This window comes from Winogradskyella arenosi (assembly GCF_003337305.1).
Classification (GTDB): Bacteria; Bacteroidota; Bacteroidia; order Flavobacteriales; family Flavobacteriaceae; genus Winogradskyella; species Winogradskyella arenosi.
Genome location: NZ_QPJO01000002.1, coordinates 703,540 through 727,189, shown reverse-complemented (window position 1 = coordinate 727,189; position 23,650 = coordinate 703,540). Strand labels below are relative to the sequence as shown.

Genomic DNA, 23,650 nt, shown 5'->3' with positions numbered 1-23,650 from the left:
AAACAAGCGCAGAGAAACGTTTCATAAAGCCCTAAGAAAACGGCCAATACTTTTAAGAAGTATTGGCCGTTTTTAGTTGTTATATTCAGAGAAATTATTCTCCCATTGCAGCAATAAGGGCTGCAGACATTCTTTTATAAGTTCCGTTAACTAAACGCTCTCTAATAGCATCGAATGCGTCAAGTGTTTCTTTAACATCTTCTAAAGTATGTGTCGCTGTAGGAATCATTCTTAAAAGAATTAAACCTTTAGGAATTACAGGATATACCACGATAGAACAGAAAATACCATAGTTTTCACGTAAATCTCTCACTAAAGCCATAGCTTCAGGAATACTTCCTTTTAAATAAACAGGAGTCACACAACTTTGCGTTGTTCCAATATCAAAACCACGCTCTTTCAAACCTGACTGTAACGCATTTACAATAGTCCAAAGATTCTGCTTAAGTTCTGGCATGCTACGTAACATATCTAAACGTTTTAAAGCCCCAACAACCAATTGCATTTGTAAAGACTTCGCGAACATTTGCGAACGTAAGTTATATTTTAAATAATCTATTATTTCTTGGTCAGCCGCAATAAACGCTCCTGTACTTGCCATTGATTTTGCAAAAGTTGCAAAATATACATCGATATCATCTTGAACACCTTGCTCCTCACCTGTACCTGCACCTGTAGCACCTAAAGTACCGAAACCATGTGCATCATCGACAAATAATCTGAAGTTAAATTTTTTCTTTAACTCTACAATCTCTTTAAGACGACCTTGCTCACCACGCATACCAAACACACCTTCAGAAATCACCAAGATTCCACCTCCAGTTTGCTCAGCCATTTTAGTAGCACGCTCTAAGTTCTTTTCTAAGCTTTGTACGTCGTTATGTTTATAGGTAAAACGTTTTCCCATATGTAAACGTACACCGTCAATAATACAAGCATGAGCGTCCACATCATAAACAATAATATCGTCTTTAGCGACTAAAGCATCAATAGTAGATACCATTCCTTGGTAACCAAAGTTTAATAAGTAAGCGGCCTCTTTATTAACAAAAGCAGCTAACTCATTTTGTAATTGTTCGTGCAAATCTGTATGACCAGACATCATTCTAGCTCCCATTGGATATGCAGAACCATACTTAACACCAGCTTCACCGTCTACCTTCCTCACTTCAGGATGATTTGCTAAACCTAGGTAATCATTAATACTCCAGGTGATTACGTCTTTCCCTTGAAATGTCATTCTATTAGAGATTTCACCTTCAAGCTTTGGAAACACAAAATAACCTTCAGCCTGAGCTGCCCATTTTCCAAGTGGTCCTTTATCTTTATAAATCTTTGCAAATAAATCCTTCATGCTTTAAGTTTGCTATTAATCAACACATTACACATAACATCACGTGTAAGCACTCATTAATATTTAATTAATTTAATATATTTAGTGCTCGCAAAATTAATTAATTATATTATGACTGCATAATTTATTTAATTAAGTATTAACTAAGTTTTGAACAATAGCGTACAACCTGTTAGTTTTATATTTTTTAATTTAACTGTAAAGCAAGTTTTAAACAAAATAAAACCTACCACAGTTTCCCATGGTAGGTTCTTTATAATAATATAAATCGTAATTTACTTTATATATTCAATAGTCGCCTGCACTTCAGATTTACTATCAAAAAAGCCTTGATCCTCCATCCACTTATCGTTATAAACTTTACTCATATAACGCGATCCATGATCTGGAAATATAACGACAATTTTATCTGTAGGCTTAAACTCACCTTCTTCTTGTAATTGCTTAATCGCTTGCATTGCTGCTCCACTTGTATACCCTACAAAAAGACCTTCAGTGTTAGAAATTTCTCTTGCAGTATGCGCACTTTCTTCATCTGTAACTTTTACAAACTTATCTATAGCATCAAAGTCAGTTGCCGTAGGAATTAAATTCTTACCTAAACCTTCAATTCGGTAAGGATAAATTTCCTTATCATCAAACTCACGCGTTTCATGATATTTTTGCAATACAGAACCATAAGCATCCACACCAATAACTGTTACATTAGGATTTTGCTCTTTTAAATACTTTGAAATTCCAGAGATGGTTCCTCCTGTTCCACTACACGCCACTAAGTGCGTAATTTCACCATTGGTCTGATCCCAAATTTCTGGACCAGTAGTATTGTAATGGGCATCAATATTTAATTGGTTAAAATATTGATTGATATAAATTGAACCTTTATTTTCTTCGTGCAAACGTTTTGCAACTTCGTAATAAGAACGTGGATCGTCTGCTTTAACGTGTGCCGGACAAACATAAACCTTAGCTCCCATAGATTTTAACATGTCTATTTTATCTGGAGACGACTTAGAGCTAACAGCCAAAATACACTCATAACCTTTTATAATACTAACCATTGCTAAACTAAAACCGGTATTACCAGACGTTGTTTCTATGATGGTATCACCAGGAGTCAAAATACCTTGACGTTCTGCTTCTTCTATTATATGTAATGCAATTCTGTCTTTTGATGAATGACCTGGATTAAACGCTTCTACTTTTGCATAAAAATCGCCGTCAAAGGCGGCAGTCATTCTATTTAATTTGATTAGAGGAGTGCTACCTATTAATTGTAACACATTATCAAATACATTTTTGTTTTTGTTCATAAATGAATTTTTTCAGTAGTCGTTATTTATTAGACACCTAAAACCGAGCAAAGGTAACATTTTTTCTAATTATACCGAAATGCCTTCTAAATCAAGTAAGAAAGCAAACTCTTCCGCATCTTCTTTTAAGCTTTCGAAACGTCCAGAAGCACCACCATGCCCCGCATCCATATTTGTTTTTAAGTACAATTTGTTATCATCTGTCTTTAGCTCTCTTAGCTTTGCCACCCACTTTGCAGGTTCCCAATATTGCACTTGCGAATCGTGCAAACCTGTAGTGATTAACATATTAGGATACGCTTTAGCTTCAACATTATCGTAAGGCGAATACGATTTTATGTAGTCGTAATAAAGTTTATCATTTGGATTTCCCCACTCATCATACTCCCCTGTTGTTAAAGGAATAGAATCGTCTAACATGGTTGTTACCACATCTACAAACGGCACTGCTGCAATAATCCCATTATAAAGTTCTGGTGCATCATTAACAATGGCCCCCATAAGTAAACCTCCTGCACTTCCGCCCATAGCATATAAATGCTGAGACGAGGTGTAACGTTCTTTTATTAAATGAATAGAACACGCTATAAAATCTGAAAATGTATTTTTCTTGGTTAGAAGTTTCCCGTCTTCGTACCAGTCGCGCCCTAAATACTCTCCTCCTCTAATGTGAGAAATAACGTAAACAAACCCACGATCTAATAAACTTAATCTAATAGTAGAAAAATAAGGATCTATTGTAGAGCCATAACTTCCGTAAGCATATTGTAATACAGGATTAGTTCCATCCTTTTTAAGGCCTTTTTTATAAACCACAGACATTGGTATTTTAGTGCCATCGCCTGCTGTAGCCCAAATCCGCTCTGAAGTATAATTGTCTTTATTAAATTGCCCCCCTAAAACCTCTTGTTCCTTTAAAATCGTTTTAGTTTTGGTGCGCATATTAAATTCAATCACAGAAGACGGCGTTGTTAGCGAATTGTAGGCGTAACGCAGTGTTTCCGTATCAAAATCTAAATTGGTTGCCGTAAAAGCGGTATAAGTTTCGTTATTAAAAGGCAAGTAGTAATCTTCAGTACCATCCCAACGTTTAATACGTATTTCATTAAGTCCATTTTTACGTTCACTTAGCACCAAATAATCTTTAAAAATATCAATACCTTCAAGCAACACATCTGCTCTATGTGGAATTACATCTACCCAATTCGCCATTTCTGTTTGGGCTTCAGGCGTTTTCATGAGTCTAAAGTTCGTCGCTTTATCTAAATTGGTCATGATGTAGAAATGATCACCATAATGTGAAATACTATACTCTAACCCTCTTATTCTAGGCTGAAATACTTTGAATTTTCCTTCAGGATCATTTGCGTCTAAAATATGGTATTCATTAGTTAAGGTACTATAACAAGCGACAATAATATATTTTCTAGATTTAGACTTATACACTGCCACACCAAAGGTATCATCACCTTCTTCAAAAACCAATTCGTCTTCAGATTGATCCCCCAAACGATGCTTGTATATCTGGTATGCTCTTAAGGTAACTTCATCTTTTTTGGTATAGAAAAGCGTGGCATTATCATTCGCCCAGCTTGAAGAGCCTGTGGTGTTTAAAACTTGGTCTGTAGCAAACTCCTGGGTTTCTAGGTTTTTTACAAAAATGGTATAGTTACGTCTTCCGGTAGTATCAATCCCATAGGACACCATTTTATTATCCGGACTTATGCTAATGCCTGTTAATTTAAAATAGCTAGTTCCTTCCGCCATTTTATTACAGTCAAAAAGTAATTCTTCAGGATTATCAAGGTGTTCCTTTTTACGCAAATAAATAGGGTAATCTTTTCCTTTTTCAAACTTAGTGATATACCAATACCCGTTAAATTTGTAAGGCACAGAAGAATCATCTTCCTTTATACGCGCTTTCATCTCCTCAAAAAGATCTTTCTGAAAATCTTTAGTATGAGCCATCTGCATATCGCAATACTCGTTTTCCGCGTTTAGGTAATCGATGACTTCAGGATGCTCACGGTCTTTCATCCAAAAATAGTTATCGATACGGATGTCGCCATGCTTCTCTAACTGATGAGGAATTTTTTTGGCTTTTGGCGGGTGCATTACTAAAGTATTTGTCATTTGTTCGTCTAAATTATTCTGAAAAAAGGCGCAATTTACTAATTTTGCACCTTAATAAATTTAAAAGACAAGATTATGTTTGGAGATATGATGGGAATGATGGGTAAATTAAAAGATGCCCAAAAGAAAGTAGAAGCTACAAAAGAGCGTCTGCATACGGTTTTAATTGACGAAGCAAGTAATGACAACAAGTTAAAAGTTACTATTACAGCCAACAGAACAATTAAAGCTATTGATATTGACGACCAATTGCTTCAAGATAAAGACATGCTAGAGGATTATTTAATTTTAACCCTCAATAAAGCCATTGAAAAAGCCACTCAAGTTAACGAAGCAGAAATTGCTGCTGTTGCTAAAGAGGGAATGCCAAATATCCCTGGTATGGACATGTTTAAATAGAACCTAGTTCATTGAGCAACTTATCATGCATTTGGTCTGTATAATCTAAATGCGTTACCATGCGTAACTTACCACTGCCCATCCCAATAATATGGATATTTTTTTCGAGCAGTTGGTTTAAAAAGTGAGCTTCATCAACATCATCATTTAACTCAAAAATGATGATGTTGGTTTCAATAGGTTCTACTTTTTTGATGAAAGATAATTGTGCTAACACAGCGCCTATTTCCTTCGCTTTTTTATGATCTTCAGCTAAACGCTCTACCTGATGATCTAAGGCATACAACCCTGCAGCGGCTAAATACCCTACTTGTCGCATATTACCACCAAACAATTTTCTAAGGCTTAACGATTTTTCCATTAAAATTTCATCACCAAGTAACACCGACCCTACAGGGCAGCCTAAGCCTTTACTGAGACAAACGGAAATACTATCAAACGCAGCTCCGTACTGCAAAGGGGTTTCATTTTTAGCCACCATAGCATTCCACAAACGTGCACCATCAAGATGAAAGCCTAAGTCATGGGTTTTACACACGGTTTTTATCTTTTCAATTTCAGAAAAATCCCAACAGGCTCCGCCTCCTTTATTGGTGGTATTCTCTACTTCTACTAAACGAGATTGACTGTAATAATAAGCTGAAGGACTAATGGCTTCTTCCACTTGTCGAGCAGTAAACATACCACGATGACCGTCTAAAAGTTTACATGTAGCGCCACTATGAAACGCCACACCACCTACTTCATAATTATAGATATGCGCGTACTTATCACAAATCACCTGATCACCGGGTTGGGTATGCAATTTTATAGCCACTTGGTTAGCCATACTTCCTGAAGGAAAAAACAAGGCTTTTTCTTTTCCAAACATCGTTGCTATACGTTCTTCTAAAGCATTCATTGTAGGGTCTTCTCTAAAGACGTCATCTCCTACTTCTGCAGACATCATAGCATCTAACATTCCTTTAGAAGGCTTAGTCACCGTATCACTTCTTAAATCTATAATCATTCGTCAAAAAAATTTCTAAGCTCAAAATTACGGATTTCCTAAAAAACCGATTCAAAATTATGGCACTTTAACAACGCTGCTTATATTTGTATAAAAATGTACGATATATGATTACTTCAGATCAAATTAAAGATCTTAACTCCCGTCTAGACATACTTAGACAATATCTTTGACTTAGATGCCAAACGCATAGAAATCGCTAACGAAGAAGAACAAACTTTCGACCCTAATTTTTGGAATGACTCAAAGGCTGCCGAATTGGTTATGAAATCCATTCGTGAGAAAAAAAGCTGGATTAATGACTACGAAGCTGCCGCCTCTCTTGTTGAGGATTTAGAGGTGATTTACGAGTTCTATAAAGAAGATGAAGCCCCTATGGAAAACGTGGAAGCACGTTATGACTTGGCTGTGAATGCGATTGAAAAGTTAGAATTTAAAAACATGCTTTCTGAAGAAGGAGATGGCTTAAGTGCCGTACTCCAAATTACAGCCGGCGCCGGAGGAACAGAATCTTGCGATTGGGCCAGTATGTTAATGCGTATGTATCTTATGTATGCTGAAAAAAATGGCTTTAAAGTTAAAGAACTTAACCTTCAAGAAGGTGATGTCGCTGGTATAAAAACTGTAACCTTAGAAATTGAAGGTGATTTTGCTTTTGGTTGGCTTAAAGGTGAAAATGGAGTACATCGTTTAGTACGCATCTCACCGTTTGATAGTAACGCCAAACGCCACACCAGTTTTGCCTCGGTTTATGTCTATCCTTTAGTGGATGATACCATTGAAATTGACATCAATCCTTCAGATATTGAAATTACAACCGCCCGATCTAGTGGTGCTGGAGGACAAAACGTAAATAAAGTAGAAACGAAGGTGCAACTTTTACACAAACCTTCAGGCATACAGATTCAGTGTTCTGAAACACGTTCGCAACACGATAACAGAACAAGGGCCATGCAAATGCTTCGTTCGCAATTGTACGAGATTGAATTGCAAAAACAAATGGCACAGCGCGATGATATTGAAGCGGGTAAAATGAAAATTGAATGGGGAAGCCAAATACGAAATTATGTTATGCATCCTTATAAACTAGTTAAAGACGTACGTTCTGCTCATGAAACCGGAAATGTTGATGCCGTTATGGACGGTGCCATAGAACCTTTTTTAAAAGCCTACCTGATGATGATGGGACAAAAAGAAGAGCAAACCGAAAACCTATAAGATTTTATAGCAATGATAAAAATATACCACAATCCTCGATGTTCTAAGTCCAGACAAGGGCTCGCCCTTTTAGAAGCTTCGGGTCAAGAATTTGAAGTCATTAAATACTTAGACCAGCCTTTAAGTTCAGAAGATTTAAAAGCTATTGTTTCTAAATTAGGGATTAAACCCTTAGAGTTAATCCGTAAAAACGAAGCCATTTGGAAATCGGATTACAAAGGCAAAACCCTAACGGATGACGCCATAATTGAAGCGATGGTCGCCAACCCAAAACTTATAGAACGCCCTATCGTTGTTAATGGAACTCAAGCCGTTATTGGCCGCCCAACCGAGTTAATTTCAGACATTATTTAATATTCTTAAACATGAAAACGAGCCTTTTAGTAATTTTCACAGTTTTGTTAGGTCTTAATGTAGAAGCCCAACGCAGCCGTAATAGAAACATGAATAACATCCCGCAATCTAACCGGGAACCTACGGAACAAGAAATCGCAAAACGCGAGCGTGAAATGGAGGAACGAAAAGAAGAATATATTGATAATTTTTTAACAACTCTAGAGGCTGATGATTTTCAGAAACACATCATTAAGCAAAATATTTTAAGCTTTTTTGATGAAAAAATGGCCATTTTTAAAACGCAATATGAGCATTCTTTAGACCGTAAAGAAGCCATTAAAAATTTAGAAGACACCCACTTTGTAGAACTTGAAGAACTTATTTCAGAACCAGATATGGTCAAAATAAAGGAAATGATTAAAGGGGAGTTTGATGAAAAAGATGTAAAAAAGAAAAAGAAACGCGAGCGTAAAAACCAAAACTAAACTTAATGTTTTGTTAAAAAATAAATAGAGCGAAAGTCCTTTAACAGTAGGGCTTTTGCTTTAACATAAGATTAACCAAATAGACCACAAGGAAGTGTATTTTTGCCAACTAACAAACCCTTGTGATGAAACTAAATTTATTAACCGCTACCCTTCTACTCTTATTCCTGAATTTATCATTCGCTCAAAATGATGTAAAAATTCAAGGAAAAGTATTAGAACAAGACACTAATATTCCATTGGAATATGCCACTGTTGTGGTCAAATCTAAATCAGACAACAAAATAATTACGGGCGGAATTACCGACCCTAAAGGAAAATTTGAAGTCGAAGTTGCCCCTGGACGCTACGAAATTTCTGTAGAATACATCTCTTACCAAACCAAAACATTTCCAGAACAAAACATTACTAAAGATACTAATTTAGGGACTATTAATCTTGCTTTAGATGTCTCAACTCTAAATGAAGTGATGGTTGTTGCTGAAAAAACTACGGTTGAAATTAAGCTAGACAAAAAAGTCTATAATATAGGTAAGGATTTAACTACAGCCGGCGGAACAGTTAGTGACGCTCTTAACAATGTTCCTTCTGTAACGGTAGACGTTGAAGGCGCTATAAGCCTTAGAGGTAACGAAAACGTACGTATCCTAATTAACGGAAAACCATCTGCTATGGCCGGTTTTGGCGATAGTAATATCTTAAGCCAACTTCCTGCAGAAGCTATTGAACGTGTAGAGGTGATTACCTCTCCTTCTGCTCGTTATGATGCTGAAGGAACCGCAGGAATTTTAAATATTATTCTAAGACAAAAAGAAACCCTTGGTTTTAATGGTTCTGTAACCTTAACCGCAGGAAACCCTGACAACTTAGGCGTTTCTGCTGCTCTTAATTACCGAACAGAAAATTATAACTTATTTTCTAACTTTGGATGGCGTTATTTTGATTCGCCTAGAAACACCTTCACCGATGTTAATTATTACGACACTTTAGAAGATGATGGTAGCTTTTCAGATCCTGAATACAGACGTATTGTAGAAACCAAAGAAGTAGAGCGTTTAAATAGAAACTACAATGCTAATATTGGTATGGAGTACTTTTTAGACGAGACGTCTTCCATTACCGGTAGTTTATTCTACAACTTTGGAAACGATGCCGATACGTCACTAAACTTTAGTGATCGTTATAACAACGGAAGTATTGTAGAAAACACGTTACGTAGAGAAAAAGAAACGGAGGAAGATAACAGATACCAAGTAGCCTTAAACTACGTTAAACGTTTTGGTGAGGATAGTGACCATAAATTAACTGCTGATTTTCAATTTGAAACAGAAACAGAAGATGGTTACACTTATTTAAATGAAGATTACGTCTTTACGAATCAAACCAACCCTGAGCCATTTCAGATAGAGCAAGAATTTACTAAAGAGAAAAATCATGAATACCTCGTTCAAGCGGATTACGTGCTACCTTTAGGTGAAGATTCGCGCTTTGAAGCGGGTTACCGTGGTAATTTTAAAAACAGCAACACCGATTATCAATTGGACCAAGAAAACCTAACCACTGGCGAATTGGAAATTAATGAAGGTATTTCTAATATTTTTGACTATACCGAAAACATCAACGCTGTTTACACACAATACGGCTCTAAAATTGGTAAGTTTTCTTATTTATTAGGGCTTCGTTTAGAGAACACACAATTAAAAGGAACCATTGATTCTGAACTTACTGATGAAGAATTAAATGACCAATACGATTTCCCTATTGATACTGATTTTAATAATAACTACTTAGGTTTATTCCCTACAGTTAACCTTATTTACAATCTAAACACCTCAGAATCTGGAAACGAAGAAAGCATTACTTTAGGGTATAACCGAAGAATTAACCGTCCTCGTGGTTGGTACATTAACCCTTTCCCTTCACGTTCTAGTAGAACCAATATTTTTCAAGGAAATCCTAATTTAGATCCTGCTTTCTCTAGTACGTTTGATTTAGGTTACCTAAAACGTTGGGAAAAGTTTACTTTAACCACCTCTGTATATTACCAACATGAAACAGATTCTTTTGAACGTGTTCAAGAAAACACCGGACAACAAACTACAGATGGTATTGACATTATTAGAACCATACCTATTAACCTTTCTACGAATAAAAGAACAGGAACGGAACTTGGTTTAATGTATACACCAGCAAAATGGTTACGTTTAAACTCTAGTTTTAACTTCTTTCAATTTGAAACCGAAGGAGAATTTAACGGTACGGATTACGGATCTAAAAACACAAGTTGGTTTGCACGTTTTAGCTCTAAAGTAACCTTACCTTTAGCCATAGATTGGCAAACAAGTGCGTTTTATAGAGGCGCTAGACAAGATGCACAATCTGATATTGAAGGGATTTTCTCTTTAGATTTAGCCTTCAGTAAAGAGATCTTAAAGAAAAAAGCAACCATTTCTGTTAACGTAAGAGATTTACTAAATTCTAGAAAATACAAAGCTTTAACGACTACTGATTTCTATGACAGTTATAGTGAATTCCAGTGGAGACAACGTCAAATTAACGTCTCATTTATTTACCGATTTAACCAACTGACAAATAATAAAGATCGTAAAGGGCAACGTGGAAACAGTGGCGATGACATGGAGTTTGAAGGTTAGACCTGAGAACACCACTATTATAAAAAAAAATGTTGCTAAAATTTAGCAACATTTTTTTTTACATTTTTTTAAGCTTAGACAGGCTTAAATTTAAGACTTAAAAAAGTCCTTATGTTTAGCGTAAGCAATTTCACTAAAATCAGAAATGACGTAATCTGCATTGTCATAATCTTGATTTTTAGAATTAACACTTTTATAGCCCACGCAAAAGATATTAGCGGCATTAGCGGCTTTAATCCCATTTGTAGAATCTTCAATAACCATACATTCCGATTTATCAAATCCGGTATGTGCTGCGGCTTTAAGGAAAATTTCAGGATGTGGCTTAGATTCTTTTAAATCTGCACCACTAAATTTAGCACTGAAATAAGGATTGAGATTAAAACGTTCAAAAATAAGATTGATTCCTGGCATAGAAGCCGATGATGCCACCACTAACGTTAGTCCATTGTTATAAAAATCTTGAATACGATCAAAAACCCCTTCAATAAGATCGAGCTCCCCGTGATCAAACAAGTATTTATAATGTTTACGTTTTAAGCTCACCAGGTATTCTGGCGTTTCATTCAAACCAAACTGATCGACTACACGTCTACAAACATTAATGGTTGACTGTCCTGTAAAAGATTCAAATAAAGGTTCTGACACCTCTATATTCACCTCATCGAACATATGAAAATAGGCTTTTCGGTGTAAGGGTTCGGTATCTACAATTACCCCATCCATGTCAAACAAAACGGCTTTCAGCTTCATATTTTTTTATTTGTTGGCGAAGATAAAAAACAAAAATGGCATAGTAGCCTAAAAGCAGACTACAATGCCATTAACAATATATTAAATTATGCGTAATTTTGTGCCTTGATACTTATTCCGAAATTATGCCTAAAAAAGGACGTGAAAAAAATACCGTAAACAAAGCTAAACACAGCAGGTTAATCGCTCAGAAAAAGAATAAATTGAAGTCTAAATCTGAAGAACGAAAAGCGCGCTTAAAAGCCATTGTAGAACTTGCTAAGACTAAAAAAGCCAACGATTCTTAAAACTACAAGACATTATCCATAATTTCCTGTACAATTTCAGGATTTAATAAGGTACTTGTATCGCCAAGGTTACTGGTATCATTGCTGGCTATCTTTCTTAAAATACGACGCATAATTTTACCACTTCGGGTTTTAGGTAATCCATTTGTAAACTGAATTTTATTCAACTTAGCAATAGGACCAATTTGCTCCGTAATGAGCTGATTGATTTCCTTACGTAGGTTGTCATGATTTCTACTTTCTCCCGTTTCTTTTAAGGTCACATAACCGTAAAGGGCATTTCCTTTCACATCATGAGGGAAACCAACAATAGCACTTTCTGCCACAGCAGGGTGTTCGTTAATCGCATCTTCAATAGGAGCAGTTCCTAAGTTGTGCCCTGAAACAATAATTACATCATCCACACGACCCGTTATTCTGTAATAGCCCACCTCATCACGTAAGGCGCCATCACCTGTAAAATATTTACCTTCATAGGCTGAGAAATAGGTGTCTTTATAACGCTGGTGATCGCTCCAAATGGTACGTGCCATACTAGGCCATGGAAATTTTACACACAATCGTCCGTCTACTTGGTTTCCTTTTATTTCCTCGCCATGTTCATCCATTAACGCCGGTTGAATACCAATAAAAGGCAAGGTGGCATAGGTGGGTTTTGTAGGCGTTGCAAAAGCAATGGGTGTTATCATAATTCCACCTGTTTCGGTTTGCCACCACGTATCCACAATAGGCGATTTTTTCTTTCCGACGTTATCATCGTACCAGTGCCAAGCTTCTTCATTAATAGGTTCACCAACGGTTCCTAAGACTTTAAGCGATGATAAATCGTGCTTTTCTAAATGCTCTACCCCTTCTTTTGCCAAGGCTCTAATGGCTGTTGGCGCCGTATAAAATTGATTCACTTTATGCTTTTCTACAATTTCCCAGAAGCGACCGAAGTTAGGATAACTTGGAACCCCTTCAAATAAAACGGTCGTCGCGCCATTACACAGCGGCCCATAAACAATATAACTATGTCCGGTAATCCACCCAATATCGGCCGTACACCAATACACATCTTTTTCTCTATATTGAAATACATTCTTAAACGTATAGGCGGTATACACCATATAGCCTGCCGTGGTATGCACCATACCTTTTGGTTTTCCTGTAGAGCCTGAAGTATATAAAATAAATAAAGGATCTTCAGCTTTCATAATTTCAGGTTCACATTGCTCGGCGGCATTTTCCAATAAAGGTTGTAACCAAAAATCACGTCCGGCTTTCATCTCAATTTCTGAATGGATTCGCTTTACCACTAACACATTTTTAATTGAAGGACAGCCTTCTAGAGCTTCATCAACGATGCCTTTTAAATCAATGGCTTTTGATCCGCGATAAGACCCATCGCTAGTAATTACCATTTTACATTCAGAATCATTTATTCGGGTTGCCAATGCAGAAGATGAAAATCCCGCAAACACCACAGAGTGAATAGCTCCGATACGTGCACAAGCTAAAGTAGCAATGGCTAATTCGGGGATCATCGGTAAATAAATACAAACCCGATCGCCCTTTTCAATTCCTTTTTCTTTAAGAACATTTGCGAATTTACAAACCCGTTGGTGCAACTGCTTGTAGCTAATATGTTCGGCCGCTTCAGAGGGGTCATTAGGCTCAAAAATAATCGCCGTTTTATCTCCTCTCGTATAGAGATGCCTATCTATACAGTTTTCTGTAATGTTAAGCTCCGCCCCTTGAAACCACTTAATATCGGGTTTGGAAAAATCCCAGCTTAAGACCTCATCCCATTTTTTGCGCCACATAAAATGTTCTTCAGCAATTTCTTCCCAAAACACTTCAGGATTCCTTACCGATTTACGGTATACTTGATAATATTCTTCTAAATGTTTTATATGATAATTACTCATTTTTATTTTCTATTGTTTTCAGTTTAAAAAGATAGTTATTTTGAATTAAAAAATAAAGATTCTTCTTCGGTTAATAATCTAGAATGAATCAAAAACCGCAGTCCTAAAGGAATTTCTAAAGAAAAACTTGCCCCTCGTCCTTCGGTAACATCTACGGTAAGATGGGTATGTTTCCAATATTCAAACTGATCTTGATGCATGTAAAAGTCAACACCTTCAACATTGCCTAGATGCACATCACTGTCGTCTAAATACATCTCCCCTTTTTCAAAAATCATTGGAGCAGACCCGTCACAACATCCCCCACTTTGATGGAATATCAACTCGCCATGTTTGGCTTTTAATTGCCTTACAACTTCTGCCGCTTTATCTGTTATTTCTACGCGTTTCATAATGTCTTAGTATTAAAAAAGGCTGAATTATTGATTAACAATTCAGCCTTATCGCTATTAATCAACTTCTAAAAAAAGCCTAATTTATTTTTATCGTAAGAGATTAACATGTTCTTGGTCTGTCTGTAATGACTCATCATCATTAAGTGATTTTCTCTTCCAAATCCAGATTTTTTATAACCTCCAAACGGCGCGTGTGCAGGATAAGCATGGTAACAGTTCACCCAAACACGTCCGGCTTTAATGGCACGTGGTATTCGATATAGCTGGTGTGCATCTCGCGTCCAAACCCCGGCCCCTAAACCATAAAGTGTATCGTTTGCAATAGCAATAGCTTCCGCTTCATCCTTAAATTTGGTAACACATACCACAGGACCAAAAATCTCTTCTTGGAAAACGCGCATTTTATTATGTCCCTCTAAAATGGTAGGTTTAATATAATAGCCATTGGCCAATTCGCCGTCTAATTTATTAGCTTCTCCTCCGGTTAACACCTTTGCGCCTTCTTCTCTACCAATTTTAAAATACGATTGTATTTTTTCATACTGATCATTAGAAGCCTGAGCGCCAACCATAGAGTTTATATCGTAAGGACTGGTTTGTACAATGGCTTCAGTGCGCTCTATAACTCGCGCCATAAAAGCATCGTAAATATCTTCTTGCACTAAAATTCTAGAAGGACAAGTACAGACTTCACCTTGATTAAAAGCGAATAAAACTGCACCTTCAATAGCTTTATCTAAATATGCATCATCCGCATCCATTACACTATTAAAGAAAACATTAGGTGACTTTCCACCCAACTCCATTGTCACAGGATTGAGGTTTTTAGAAGCATACTGCATAATTAATTGTCCGGTCGTCGTTTCTCCTGTAAAGGCAACTTTATCTACATTAGGACTCGATGCTAAGGGTTTTCCGGCTTCCGGACCAAAACCATGCACAATATTTAAAACTCCAGGAGGAAAAACATCTGCAATTTTTTCCATGAGTAAAGTTGCCGATGAAGGCGTTTGTTCTGCAGGTTTTAAAACCACACAATTCCCTGTAGCTAAAGCCGGAGGCAGTTTCCATGACAACATTAAAAGTGGAAAATTCCATGGAATAATTTGTCCGATCACCCCTAAAGGTTCTTTTATATTCATAGACAAGGTGTGCTGGTCTAATTCGGTGGCACTTCCTTCTTCCGATCGAATACAAGCAGCGAAATAACGCCAGTGATCTACAGATAATGGAACATCCGCATTTAGAGTTTCGCGGATTGGTTTACCATTATCACAGGTTTCTACGACAGCAAATTCTTCTAAATTCTCTTCAATTATATCGGCCACTTTATTTAGAAGTGTTGCGCGTTCTGTTGCTGAAGTATTTCCCCAAGCCTCTTTAGCCGCATTGGCAGCCGCTACAGCATTTTCCACATCTTCCTTCTGCGATCTTGGATACTTTGCAATTAAAGTGCCGTCTACCGGAGAGGTGTTTTCAAAATATTCTCCACCTACTGGTGGCACAAATTCTCCGTTAATAAAGTTGGAATACCTCTCTTTAAATTTTGGTTTTGAATAACTCATACCTTTTTGTGTTTATTTATTATTTTAGTGTTTTATTAGCTAAAAAATTATCTAATTAGTAATTTTGATAAAGTTATTTTATCAATTTCTAAACAAATTGAACATATTTACTTTATTTTTGAACATATCTATTATATCAAAATATTTTAATTCAATTCTTGAAATACAGACCATGAACGCCTTAATTAACCATCAGAGAAGTCAACGAAAACTAAGTACTTTAGTAGAAAACAGAACTATTTATAGTGCTGAATATGCCGAATTAAACATTTATGAAACCCATAAACAGGCCGAACAAGTGGCACTTACCTTCGATTTCCCCATAATAGCTAGTATGCTTACAGGAAAAAAAGTGATGCATATTGACGGCTTTGAAGCCTTTGATTTCTTTCCTGGCGAATCTGTAGTGATGCCCGCACATAAAGAAATGCTTATCGATTTCCCGATAGCGAGCTTAACAAAGCCTACCCAATGTTTAGCATTAGGGATTGATGCGATTAAAATAAAAGAGGTTGTTGGAAAATTTAATTTTAATGCGGCTATTGAAGATGAAAATAACAAATGGAATTTAGATGAAACCTCATCTCACTTAATCAATAATGAAGATGTGAACCACCTTATAAAGCGTCTCACCTATACGTTTACCGACAACAACAGCTCTAAGGACGTTCTATTAGATTTAATGCTACAAGAATTAATTGTACGCCTCCTTCAGACCAAGGCCAAACGTTTAATTACTAGTGATACCCATAGTTTTTCAGATACACGTATTGGTACTGTAATTAAATTTATCAAGGATAATTTAACGAATAAAGATATTACGGTAGACCTCTTAGCGAAGAAGGCCTATATGAGCACCTCGCATTTTCATAAACAATTTAAAAACACGTTGGGGATTTCACCTATTGATTATATCAATTCTGAAAAAATAAAATTTGCCAAGAAGCTTATTAAATCTTCCAAAAACTTAAGGATGTCTGAAATCGCATTTCAATCTGGCTTTAATAATACCAGCTACTTTAACAGACAATTTAAAAAAATGGAACTGATGACCCCTCAGCAGTTTAAAGCCTCCATTAGCCCTTCGCATTAAACAAAGACTAAGACGCTTTCATCCGTTTGGTATAACGCTTTAATTCCTTGGTCACCTTTGGCGCTAAAATAATAGTCGCCACCATCGTTGGAATGGCCATGAGTGCAAACACCCCATCAATAAGATTAATCATCATACTTAGACTTGTGGTTGCCCCAATAAGAATACTTAAAATATAGAAGTAGTTATAATAGTGCTTTTTATCGGCTCCAAATAAGAAGGCCATACATTTTGTACCGTAGTAGGAGTATGAAAACAGTGAACTCATACTAAAGACGGCAATACAGATCAGTAGTAGATACTTTCCATAAACCGGCATTACATCCGCAAAGGCAGAGGCCGTAAGACTCACTCCATTATTCGATGTTGTTTCCCAAACCCCAGTTACTAAAATAGCCAAAGCGGTAAGTGTACAAACCACTAAAGTATCAATTGCAGGACCTAGCATAGCCACCAAACCTTCTCTAATAGGCTCGTCGGTTTTTGCCGCTCCATGCGCCATAGGGGCGGTACCAATACCCGCTTCATTAGAAAATGCACCACGCTTAATACCGTGTAAAATTAAAGCTCCTAAAACCCCACCTAAAAAAGTATCGTCTTTAGGATAATAATTGGCTGCAAAAGCATCTGTAAAAATGAGTTTTAAATAATAGCCTAAAACATCATAATGGGCAATTAAAATAATGATCACCAAAATAAAATAGAGAAACACCATACTAGGCACCAAACGCGAAGCGACTGTACCGATACGCTTAATCCCTCCTAAAATCACCAAAGCAGTAATACTTATCAGTATAAGTCCTATAATAATATTGGTTTTTAGACCAACTTCAACCCCATTAGGAATCAGTAAAATATCATTTAAGGCTTGTGTCAGTTGATTCACATTAAACACTGGTAAGGCGCCAATAAGCCCACAGAAACTAAAAAAAACAGCTAAGGGTTTCCAAGATTTCCCTAGTCCTTCTGTAATAAAATACATGGGGCCGCCCTGTATATCGCCATTACTATCTTTACCTCTAAACATTATGGCTAAAGTGGAGGTAAAAAATTTAGTAGACATTCCTATTATAGCACTAAGCCACATCCAAAACACCGCACCTGGTCCACCAATAGAAATAGCGACTGCAACCCCTGCAATGTTTCCCATCCCTACGGTCGCCGACAACGCGGTTGTTAGCGCTTGAAAATGCGAGATGTCACCAGGATCATTAGGGTCATCATATTTGCCTCGAAGTATATTTAAGGCATGCCCAAGGTATCGAAACGGTGCAAAATGAGATCGTATTAATAAATATAAACCGCCTCCTATTAATAGGATGAGTAAGGGTAATCCCCACGCTAAAGATGAAAACTCGCTAAGTAATTGATTTATAAAATTCATAAGTTAATAGGCGGTCTGTTAAGAGATGATCTATTTTTAATTCCAAATCAAAGCTAAATAAAACAAGCTTAAAAATGGGCATTTAGCATTAGTTTACCATAAAATTATGTTTGAACCCGCCTTAAAATCATTTCAACTAATATTTTTTTGAGATGAATTAAGGATTTACGTACATTTCTAGGAGATTGCCAAACGAAAAAAATATTGAATTAACGCTAATACTTATTGTTATTATGAAAAGATCCTTGCAGCTTATTATTTGTATTTCACTTATTCTCATTTTTTTTAATATTGAAGGCATTATCAATGTCATTGCAACAATGACCAATAATGAGGGTTTCGAAAGCAGTATATTAGTGCCTCAAAGGAATAATTTTCTCATTATATGTTTTGCTTGGCTTTTAATTATCCTATTAAGAAAAGGAAAGGCCTTATTTTTAAAACGCTATGATATTAATGCTGAAGATAATCTTGAAGCTAGAAAAATGTACACGCAGATTAATCTGCTTGAAAAAATCGTCATCTTTATTATTGGCTTATTCGCGGTAGGCTTTATTCTTTTATCCTTTAATAGTATTAAGAAAATTGGCTACGGAATATTTGCTTCAGCAGGTTTAGCCGGGATCATAATAGGTCTATCGGCACAGAAAGTTGTTGGTGCCTTACTGGCAGGAATTCAGATTGCTTTTACACAACCCTTTAGAATTGACGATGCTGTTGTTGTGGAAAATGAATGGGGTTGGATTGAAGAAATTAATCTTACTTACGTAGTGATCCGTTTATGGGATAAACGAAGATTGGTACTGCCTTCCACATATTTCTTAGAAAACCCTTTTCAAAATTGGACCCGAACCTCTGCAGATATTATAGGCTCCGTCTTTTTACATACCGATTACCATGTTCCGTTTGATGAATTACGACAAGCTTTAACCACAATCCTAGAAAACTCACCACTTTGGGATAAGCAAGTCAACGTTTTACAGGTTACAGACTCTAAAGCCGATTCCGTAGAAATTAGAATTTTAGTAAGTGCGAAGAATTCTCCAACAGCATGGGACTTAAGAGTTCATGTTCGTGAGAAAATGATTGACTTTATTCAAAAGAATTATCCTCAGAGTTTACCGCGTACACGTGTATATTTAGAAGATAAGAAAGCAACTTCTAAGCCCTCTTAGTCGCACATTTAAAATTGAGTAGAATGCTTTAAAAAAAGACGATAAAATTTTTTTACAAGTCTAAAATAGTACATTTGTACTCCAACCAATTTTAGCTTGAATAGTAACCGCTTATATTTTATTGATGCTGTAAGAGCATTTGCCATCCTTATGATGTTGCAAGGCCACTTTATAGACACCCTTTTAGAAGTCTCCTATAGAGATCAAAGTTATCTTGCCTATAGGGTTTGGGAATATTTTAGAGGAATTACTGCGCCGACCTTTTTTACGATTTCCGGACTTATTTTTTCTTATTTACTGATAAGAGCTAAAGAACGGGGGAGCACAAAAATCCGAATTAAGAAAGGGCTCTCTAGAGGCTTGATGCTTATAGGCATTGGATATTTGCTACGTGCCCCTATTTTAGAATGGTTGTTCGGACACTTCAACACCTATTTCATGGTTGTCGATGTTTTACAATGTATAGGGCTATCTTTAATTTTGGTGGTGGGTATTTATAAACTCACATTTAAAAACACTTTAGCTTTTTCCATAACCATGCTGCTTATTGGTTTGGCTATTTTTATTACCGAACCCTTATACAGAACTTTAGAATTACCCAATGTACCGGTCTTTTTTTCAAATTACTTAAGCAAGGCCAATGGTTCTGTGTTTAATATGATTCCTTGGTTTGGCTATGTAGCCTTAGGGGCATTTATCTCTACGCTCTTTTACAAATATTTAGAGCGACCAAAATTTAAAGCCTGCATCGTGTCGAGCTTTTTTGTGGTGGGGATGTTATTAATTTTATATTCGTCACAAGTGTTTATCGCCATAAGTGATTTTTTCCATATCTCCATTTTTAAAGCTATAGCCAGCTACAACTATTTATTTATACGTTTCGGAAATGTCTTAGTGATATTTTCCATCTTTTATCTTGCAGAGACCTATATAAAACGTCCTCTCATTTTAAGAATCGGACAAAAAACACTATCTATTTATGTCATACATTTTATCATTATCTATGGCAGTTTTACTGGTATTGGCTTGCATCAACTTATTGGAAAATCGTTAAATCCGTACCAAGCGGTATTAGGCGCCCTTCTCTTTTTATCTACGGTATGCTTTATTTCCTTTTACTACGCTAAGACCAATGCCTTTGTCTATTCTAACATTCAGAAACTAATGCAGCGGATTAAAAAATAGTTCGATAAATTTATTTACTTTAGAAGACCAAAATTCAACCTTTTGAAATACACACAACTATTTACGGTTTTAACCATGCTATGCCTTACCTCTTGTAATCGCATTACAAATACCACTAAAGATGGTATGAACAAAGGCGGTGAAGTCGTAGGAGAAGCGGCTACAGAATTTTTTGAAGGCGTCTCTAAAGGCGTTGACCATACTCTAGATTGTGAAATTATTTTTTCAAAATCATTGAAAAGCAAAGGGGTTTCAATGGGCGTTTATGATATTGATAGTCATGCGAACAACAAGAAGAATCAGCTTACGTTGTATCTTATTTTTGAACAAAATTTTGAAGGTGATTTAACCGCTAAAGTATATAACAAAAAGAATTTAGAAATTGGCAGAGCTCATAGTACTATTACTGCAAAGGCCGGTGATGCGGCGTATTATGACTTTCAATTTGATAAACGCACCGATATAGGGTATAGAAATACAATTGTTATTGAATAAAAAAAGGTTAACCTCATCGTGCTAACCTTTTTAATTTTCATAGCAATTAAATCCCCTTCTCGTATAGAATAATCATTAACTACACCCAACTTACGATATTAAATCAAAGTCGGTTTTATAAACCTCTGCTGTTATGACCAATATTTTAGAAACTTTTTACACCGCATTACAGAATTGTGACGGCCCCACGATGGCAAATTGTTATCATGACGAAGTTATCTTTGAAGATCCTGCTTTTGGCATCCTAAGCGGAGAACGCGCCAAGGCGATGTGGTTAATGTTATGCAAAACCCAAAACGGCAACAATTTTAACGTTGATTTTTCGCATATAGAAATAACAGAAAATAAGGGTTCTGCGCATTGGGAAGCCCAATATATATTTAGTAAAACCGAAAGACAGGTCCACAATAAAATTAACGCCTCCTTTGAGTTTAAAGATGGTCTTATTATAAAACACTACGATGAATTTAATCTTCATCTTTGGGCCAAACAAGCTTTAGGTGTTAAAGGTATCTTTTTTGGTGGCATGACCTTTTTTAAGAACAAGCTTCAAAGCCAAACCAACAGGCTTCTAGACCAATTTATGGAAAAAGAAAAGCTATCGTAATTAACGATAGCTTTTAGATTATTTTTTACAATGTTTCTTTTTAGGGACTTAAGTTTACTTTATGTTTCATTGCATTTAGCAAACCGCAAATAACATGCCAAAACATTAAAAATCAAACCTTAAAGCAAAATTTACTAATCGTAACTATAAGCTTTAACTTTCCCCTCTACTCCTTTAAAAAAGGCTTTCATAACTTTTAAATCGGCTTCAATATCATCCGTTGGATAAAACGGTTCTGATATTTTATTTTGTTTATTTTTGAAATCCAGGGTAAACATAATAATGGGTACATTTGCTTTCTTAGCAATGTAATAGAAACCCGTTTTCCATTCTGTCACTTTTTTACGAGTTCCTTCCGGAGCTAATGTTAATCGGAACTCATCTGTAGATTCAAACAACTTTGCAATAGCTTCAACCTTATTTTGCCCTGAAGTACGGTCTAAGGATCGGCCTCCAACAGCCCTAAAATAATAGCCTAATGGCCAAACAAATAGTTCTTTTTTACCCACAAAATTGGTTTTAACATCAGCAATTTTTCTGAGTAAAACACCAATATAGAAATCATGCCAACTGGTATGAGGTACCGCAATGATTATGGATTTTTTCACGGTATCTTTAGAAAAGTTGGTATTCCCTAGCACTTTCCATCCTAAAATTTTAAAATATATAAATTTAGCTAACCAACGCATTTTAAGCTCTGTCTTAAGTTATTTTATAAGGTCCTAATAAATTTCAGCAATCCACCGCTAAAAATAACATTTAAAGCAAGATTTCGTGATAAGTCCTTATCGCTCTTGAATGATAGAAATTACATCTTTTTGTAAAGCTCAAGCAACTTTTCTCTTGTAATGATGGTTTTCCAGTTTTTACCGATAGCATTTTCCCATAAAGGTTCTAAACTTAAAGCCACATCAATCATTGTATCAAACTGTTCGGGCTCTAAATCGGCACAAACCCCTTGAGGAATTTCAATATTATGTTTGGCTTTCATCTTTTTAAAGATCGCTACACCTTCAGGATAGTATTCTTCTAAATGATCAAAAACGATACAGTTTCCGACACCGTGTTTAATTCCTAATAAATAACCTAAACCATAGCTCATAGCATGAGCCACTCCCACTTGAGAGTACGCAATACTCATTCCGCCGTGCCAAGAAGCCATCATAAGCTTATCTTGAGCTTCTTCTTCAGATAAATTCCCCTCTAAAAAGATTTCTTTACATAACTCAAACGCTTTTTCACCATAACTTTGGCTAAAGGCATTGAGATAGGTCCCTGTTAAAGACTCTACACAGTGAACAAAACAGTCCATCCCGGTAAAAAACCATTGGTCTTTAGGAACATCTTTTGTCAATTCTGGATCTAAGACCACTTGATCAAAAGGCGTATAGTCACTGTTAATCCCCAATTTACGTACCGGACCGGTTAAAATTGTTGTTCTAGAGACTTCGGCTCCTGTCCCTGATAAGGTCGGAATCCCAACGTGATAAATAGCGGGTTGTTTTATAAGATCCCAACCTTGGTAATCTTTAGACTCTCCTGTATTGGTTAACATTAATGAAACCGCTTTAGCAACATCTAAAACAATACCTCCACCAATACCTATAATTCCCGAAGGTAATTCACTGTACTCTAAAATAAGGTCTTCAACCAACTGATCGATTTGATCTGTAGAAGGCTCTTTTAACGTTGGAATATAGATAATTTTGTCTTTATATGAAAGCGGTATTCTGGAGGTTAACCAATGATTTCCTTTAAAGACCTCATCTACATAAAAGATGAACGGCGCCTTTGTTCCTTTGCGCTTTAAAGCGAGAATTTCGTCGAGTTGATTAAAGCTTCCGCGCCCAAAAACCACTCTGGACACCATTGGATAATTTTTAAATTTCATTGACTTTCT

General features: G+C 36.2%; 22 protein-coding genes. 11 read left to right on the top strand and 11 right to left on the bottom strand.

The features are described from left to right. Nucleotides 1-94: 94 nt before the first annotated feature. The 3 genes from DFQ08_RS07880 to DFQ08_RS07870 form a co-directional block, all read right to left on the bottom strand. Complete coding sequence (locus DFQ08_RS07880; protein WP_114309450.1) at nt 95-1,354, bottom strand: aminotransferase class I/II-fold pyridoxal phosphate-dependent enzyme; 1,260 nt, start codon at nt 1,352-1,354, stop codon at nt 95-97. A gap of 275 nt (nt 1,355-1,629) precedes the next feature. After that, nucleotides 1,630-2,667: a PLP-dependent cysteine synthase family protein gene (locus tag DFQ08_RS07875; RefSeq protein ID WP_114309449.1), complete on the bottom strand. Its 1,038-nt coding sequence runs from the start codon at nt 2,665-2,667 to the stop codon at nt 1,630-1,632. Between the two features lie 69 nt (nt 2,668-2,736). Next, entirely contained in the window at nt 2,737-4,800 is a 2,064-nt protein-coding gene (locus DFQ08_RS07870; protein ID WP_114309448.1) for a S9 family peptidase, read from the bottom strand. Nucleotides 4,801-4,875: 75 nt separating this feature from the next. Here DFQ08_RS07870 and DFQ08_RS07865 point away from each other — a divergent pair, with 75 nt between their 5' ends. Beyond that, nucleotides 4,876-5,199 (top strand): YbaB/EbfC family nucleoid-associated protein, encoded by a 324-nt coding sequence (locus tag DFQ08_RS07865; protein WP_114309447.1) that lies wholly within the window; start codon nt 4,876-4,878, stop codon nt 5,197-5,199. Here DFQ08_RS07865 and DFQ08_RS07860 read toward each other — a convergent pair. After that, nucleotides 5,192-6,208, bottom strand: coding sequence for a threonine aldolase family protein (locus DFQ08_RS07860; RefSeq protein ID WP_114309446.1), 1,017 nt, complete (start codon nt 6,206-6,208; stop codon nt 5,192-5,194). The two genes, DFQ08_RS07865 and DFQ08_RS07860, sit on opposite strands and share 8 nt — an antisense overlap. Nucleotides 6,209-6,315: 107 nt before the next feature. Here DFQ08_RS07860 and prfB point away from each other — a divergent pair. The 4 genes from prfB to DFQ08_RS07840 all read left to right on the top strand — a co-directional run bounded on the left by prfB (nt 6,316) and on the right by DFQ08_RS07840 (nt 10,901). Next, nucleotides 6,316-7,426 (top strand): peptide chain release factor 2 gene (gene prfB, locus DFQ08_RS07855; protein WP_114309445.1). Its coding sequence is split into 2 segments (ribosomal slippage): nt 6,316-6,378 and nt 6,380-7,426, totalling 1,110 coding nucleotides; the frame shifts between segments, so codons are not numbered across the junction. 12 nt (nt 7,427-7,438) lie between these two features. Beyond that, the gene (arsC, locus tag DFQ08_RS07850; RefSeq protein WP_114309444.1) at nt 7,439-7,780 is read left to right on the top strand and encodes an arsenate reductase (glutaredoxin); all 342 of its coding nucleotides are present in this window, start codon (nt 7,439-7,441) and stop codon (nt 7,778-7,780) included. A gap of 11 nt (nt 7,781-7,791) precedes the next feature. Beyond that, nucleotides 7,792-8,247: a hypothetical protein gene (locus tag DFQ08_RS07845; RefSeq protein ID WP_114309443.1), complete on the top strand. Its 456-nt coding sequence runs from the start codon at nt 7,792-7,794 to the stop codon at nt 8,245-8,247. 125 nt (nt 8,248-8,372) lie between these two features. Next, nucleotides 8,373-10,901 (top strand): TonB-dependent receptor domain-containing protein, encoded by a 2,529-nt coding sequence (locus DFQ08_RS07840; protein ID WP_114309442.1) that lies wholly within the window; start codon nt 8,373-8,375, stop codon nt 10,899-10,901. A 90-nt stretch (nt 10,902-10,991) separates the two neighbouring features. Here DFQ08_RS07840 and DFQ08_RS07835 read toward each other — a convergent pair whose 3' ends face one another. Continuing rightward, nucleotides 10,992-11,654 carry an HAD family hydrolase gene (locus DFQ08_RS07835; RefSeq protein WP_114309441.1) on the bottom strand — a complete coding sequence of 221 codons (663 nt, stop codon included), beginning with the start codon at nt 11,652-11,654 and terminating at the stop codon, nt 10,992-10,994. Between the two features lie 125 nt (nt 11,655-11,779). Between DFQ08_RS07835 and DFQ08_RS16150 the strand changes: the two genes are divergently transcribed. Then, nucleotides 11,780-11,941 carry a hypothetical protein gene (locus DFQ08_RS16150; RefSeq protein ID WP_181858378.1) on the top strand — a complete coding sequence of 54 codons (162 nt, stop codon included), beginning with the start codon at nt 11,780-11,782 and terminating at the stop codon, nt 11,939-11,941. Nucleotides 11,942-11,943: 2 nt separating this feature from the next. On the opposite strand, the gene acs is transcribed toward DFQ08_RS16150, so the two are convergent. The 3 genes from acs to DFQ08_RS07820 all read right to left on the bottom strand — a co-directional run bounded on the left by acs (nt 11,944) and on the right by DFQ08_RS07820 (nt 15,811). Next, nucleotides 11,944-13,851, bottom strand: a complete 1,908-nt coding sequence (gene acs, locus DFQ08_RS07830) for an acetate--CoA ligase (protein WP_114309440.1) — start codon at nt 13,849-13,851, stop codon at nt 11,944-11,946. Nucleotides 13,852-13,886: 35 nt separating this feature from the next. Beyond that, nucleotides 13,887-14,243, bottom strand: a complete 357-nt coding sequence (locus DFQ08_RS07825; protein WP_114309439.1) for a DUF779 domain-containing protein — start codon at nt 14,241-14,243, stop codon at nt 13,887-13,889. A gap of 68 nt (nt 14,244-14,311) precedes the next feature. Next, a complete protein-coding gene (locus DFQ08_RS07820) occupies nt 14,312-15,811 on the bottom strand; it encodes an aldehyde dehydrogenase family protein (RefSeq protein ID WP_114309438.1) in 1,500 nt (499 codons plus the stop codon). A gap of 172 nt (nt 15,812-15,983) precedes the next feature. Here DFQ08_RS07820 and DFQ08_RS07815 point away from each other — a divergent pair, with 172 nt between their 5' ends. Continuing rightward, nucleotides 15,984-16,904, top strand: a complete 921-nt coding sequence (locus DFQ08_RS07815; RefSeq protein WP_114309437.1) for an AraC family transcriptional regulator — start codon at nt 15,984-15,986, stop codon at nt 16,902-16,904. Nucleotides 16,905-16,911: 7 nt separating this feature from the next. On the opposite strand, the gene DFQ08_RS07810 is transcribed toward DFQ08_RS07815, so the two are convergent. Next, complete coding sequence (locus tag DFQ08_RS07810; protein WP_114309436.1) at nt 16,912-18,288, bottom strand: alanine/glycine:cation symporter family protein; 1,377 nt, start codon at nt 18,286-18,288, stop codon at nt 16,912-16,914. A gap of 233 nt (nt 18,289-18,521) precedes the next feature. On the opposite strand from DFQ08_RS07810, the gene DFQ08_RS07805 reads away from it, so the two are divergent. The 4 genes from DFQ08_RS07805 to DFQ08_RS07790 all read left to right on the top strand — a co-directional run bounded on the left by DFQ08_RS07805 (nt 18,522) and on the right by DFQ08_RS07790 (nt 21,750). Further along, a complete protein-coding gene (locus DFQ08_RS07805) occupies nt 18,522-19,463 on the top strand; it encodes a mechanosensitive ion channel family protein (protein ID WP_114309700.1) in 942 nt (313 codons plus the stop codon). Nucleotides 19,464-19,559: 96 nt separating this feature from the next. Then, nucleotides 19,560-20,648 (top strand): heparan-alpha-glucosaminide N-acetyltransferase domain-containing protein, encoded by a 1,089-nt coding sequence (locus tag DFQ08_RS07800; protein WP_114309435.1) that lies wholly within the window; start codon nt 19,560-19,562, stop codon nt 20,646-20,648. 42 nt (nt 20,649-20,690) lie between these two features. Beyond that, on the top strand, nt 20,691-21,143 hold the full coding sequence (locus tag DFQ08_RS07795) for a hypothetical protein (protein ID WP_147269456.1): 453 nt from the start codon (nt 20,691-20,693) through the stop codon (nt 21,141-21,143). A gap of 133 nt (nt 21,144-21,276) precedes the next feature. After that, complete coding sequence (locus tag DFQ08_RS07790) at nt 21,277-21,750, top strand: nuclear transport factor 2 family protein (protein WP_114309433.1); 474 nt, start codon at nt 21,277-21,279, stop codon at nt 21,748-21,750. A gap of 134 nt (nt 21,751-21,884) precedes the next feature. Here DFQ08_RS07790 and DFQ08_RS07785 read toward each other — a convergent pair whose 3' ends face one another. Both DFQ08_RS07785 and DFQ08_RS07780 read right to left on the bottom strand, forming a co-directional pair. Further along, entirely contained in the window at nt 21,885-22,439 is a 555-nt protein-coding gene (locus DFQ08_RS07785; protein WP_114309432.1) for a 1-acyl-sn-glycerol-3-phosphate acyltransferase, read from the bottom strand. 119 nt (nt 22,440-22,558) lie between these two features. Beyond that, nucleotides 22,559-23,641, bottom strand: coding sequence for an iron-containing alcohol dehydrogenase family protein (locus DFQ08_RS07780; RefSeq protein WP_245935394.1), 1,083 nt, complete (start codon nt 23,639-23,641; stop codon nt 22,559-22,561). Nucleotides 23,642-23,650 lie beyond the last annotated feature (9 nt).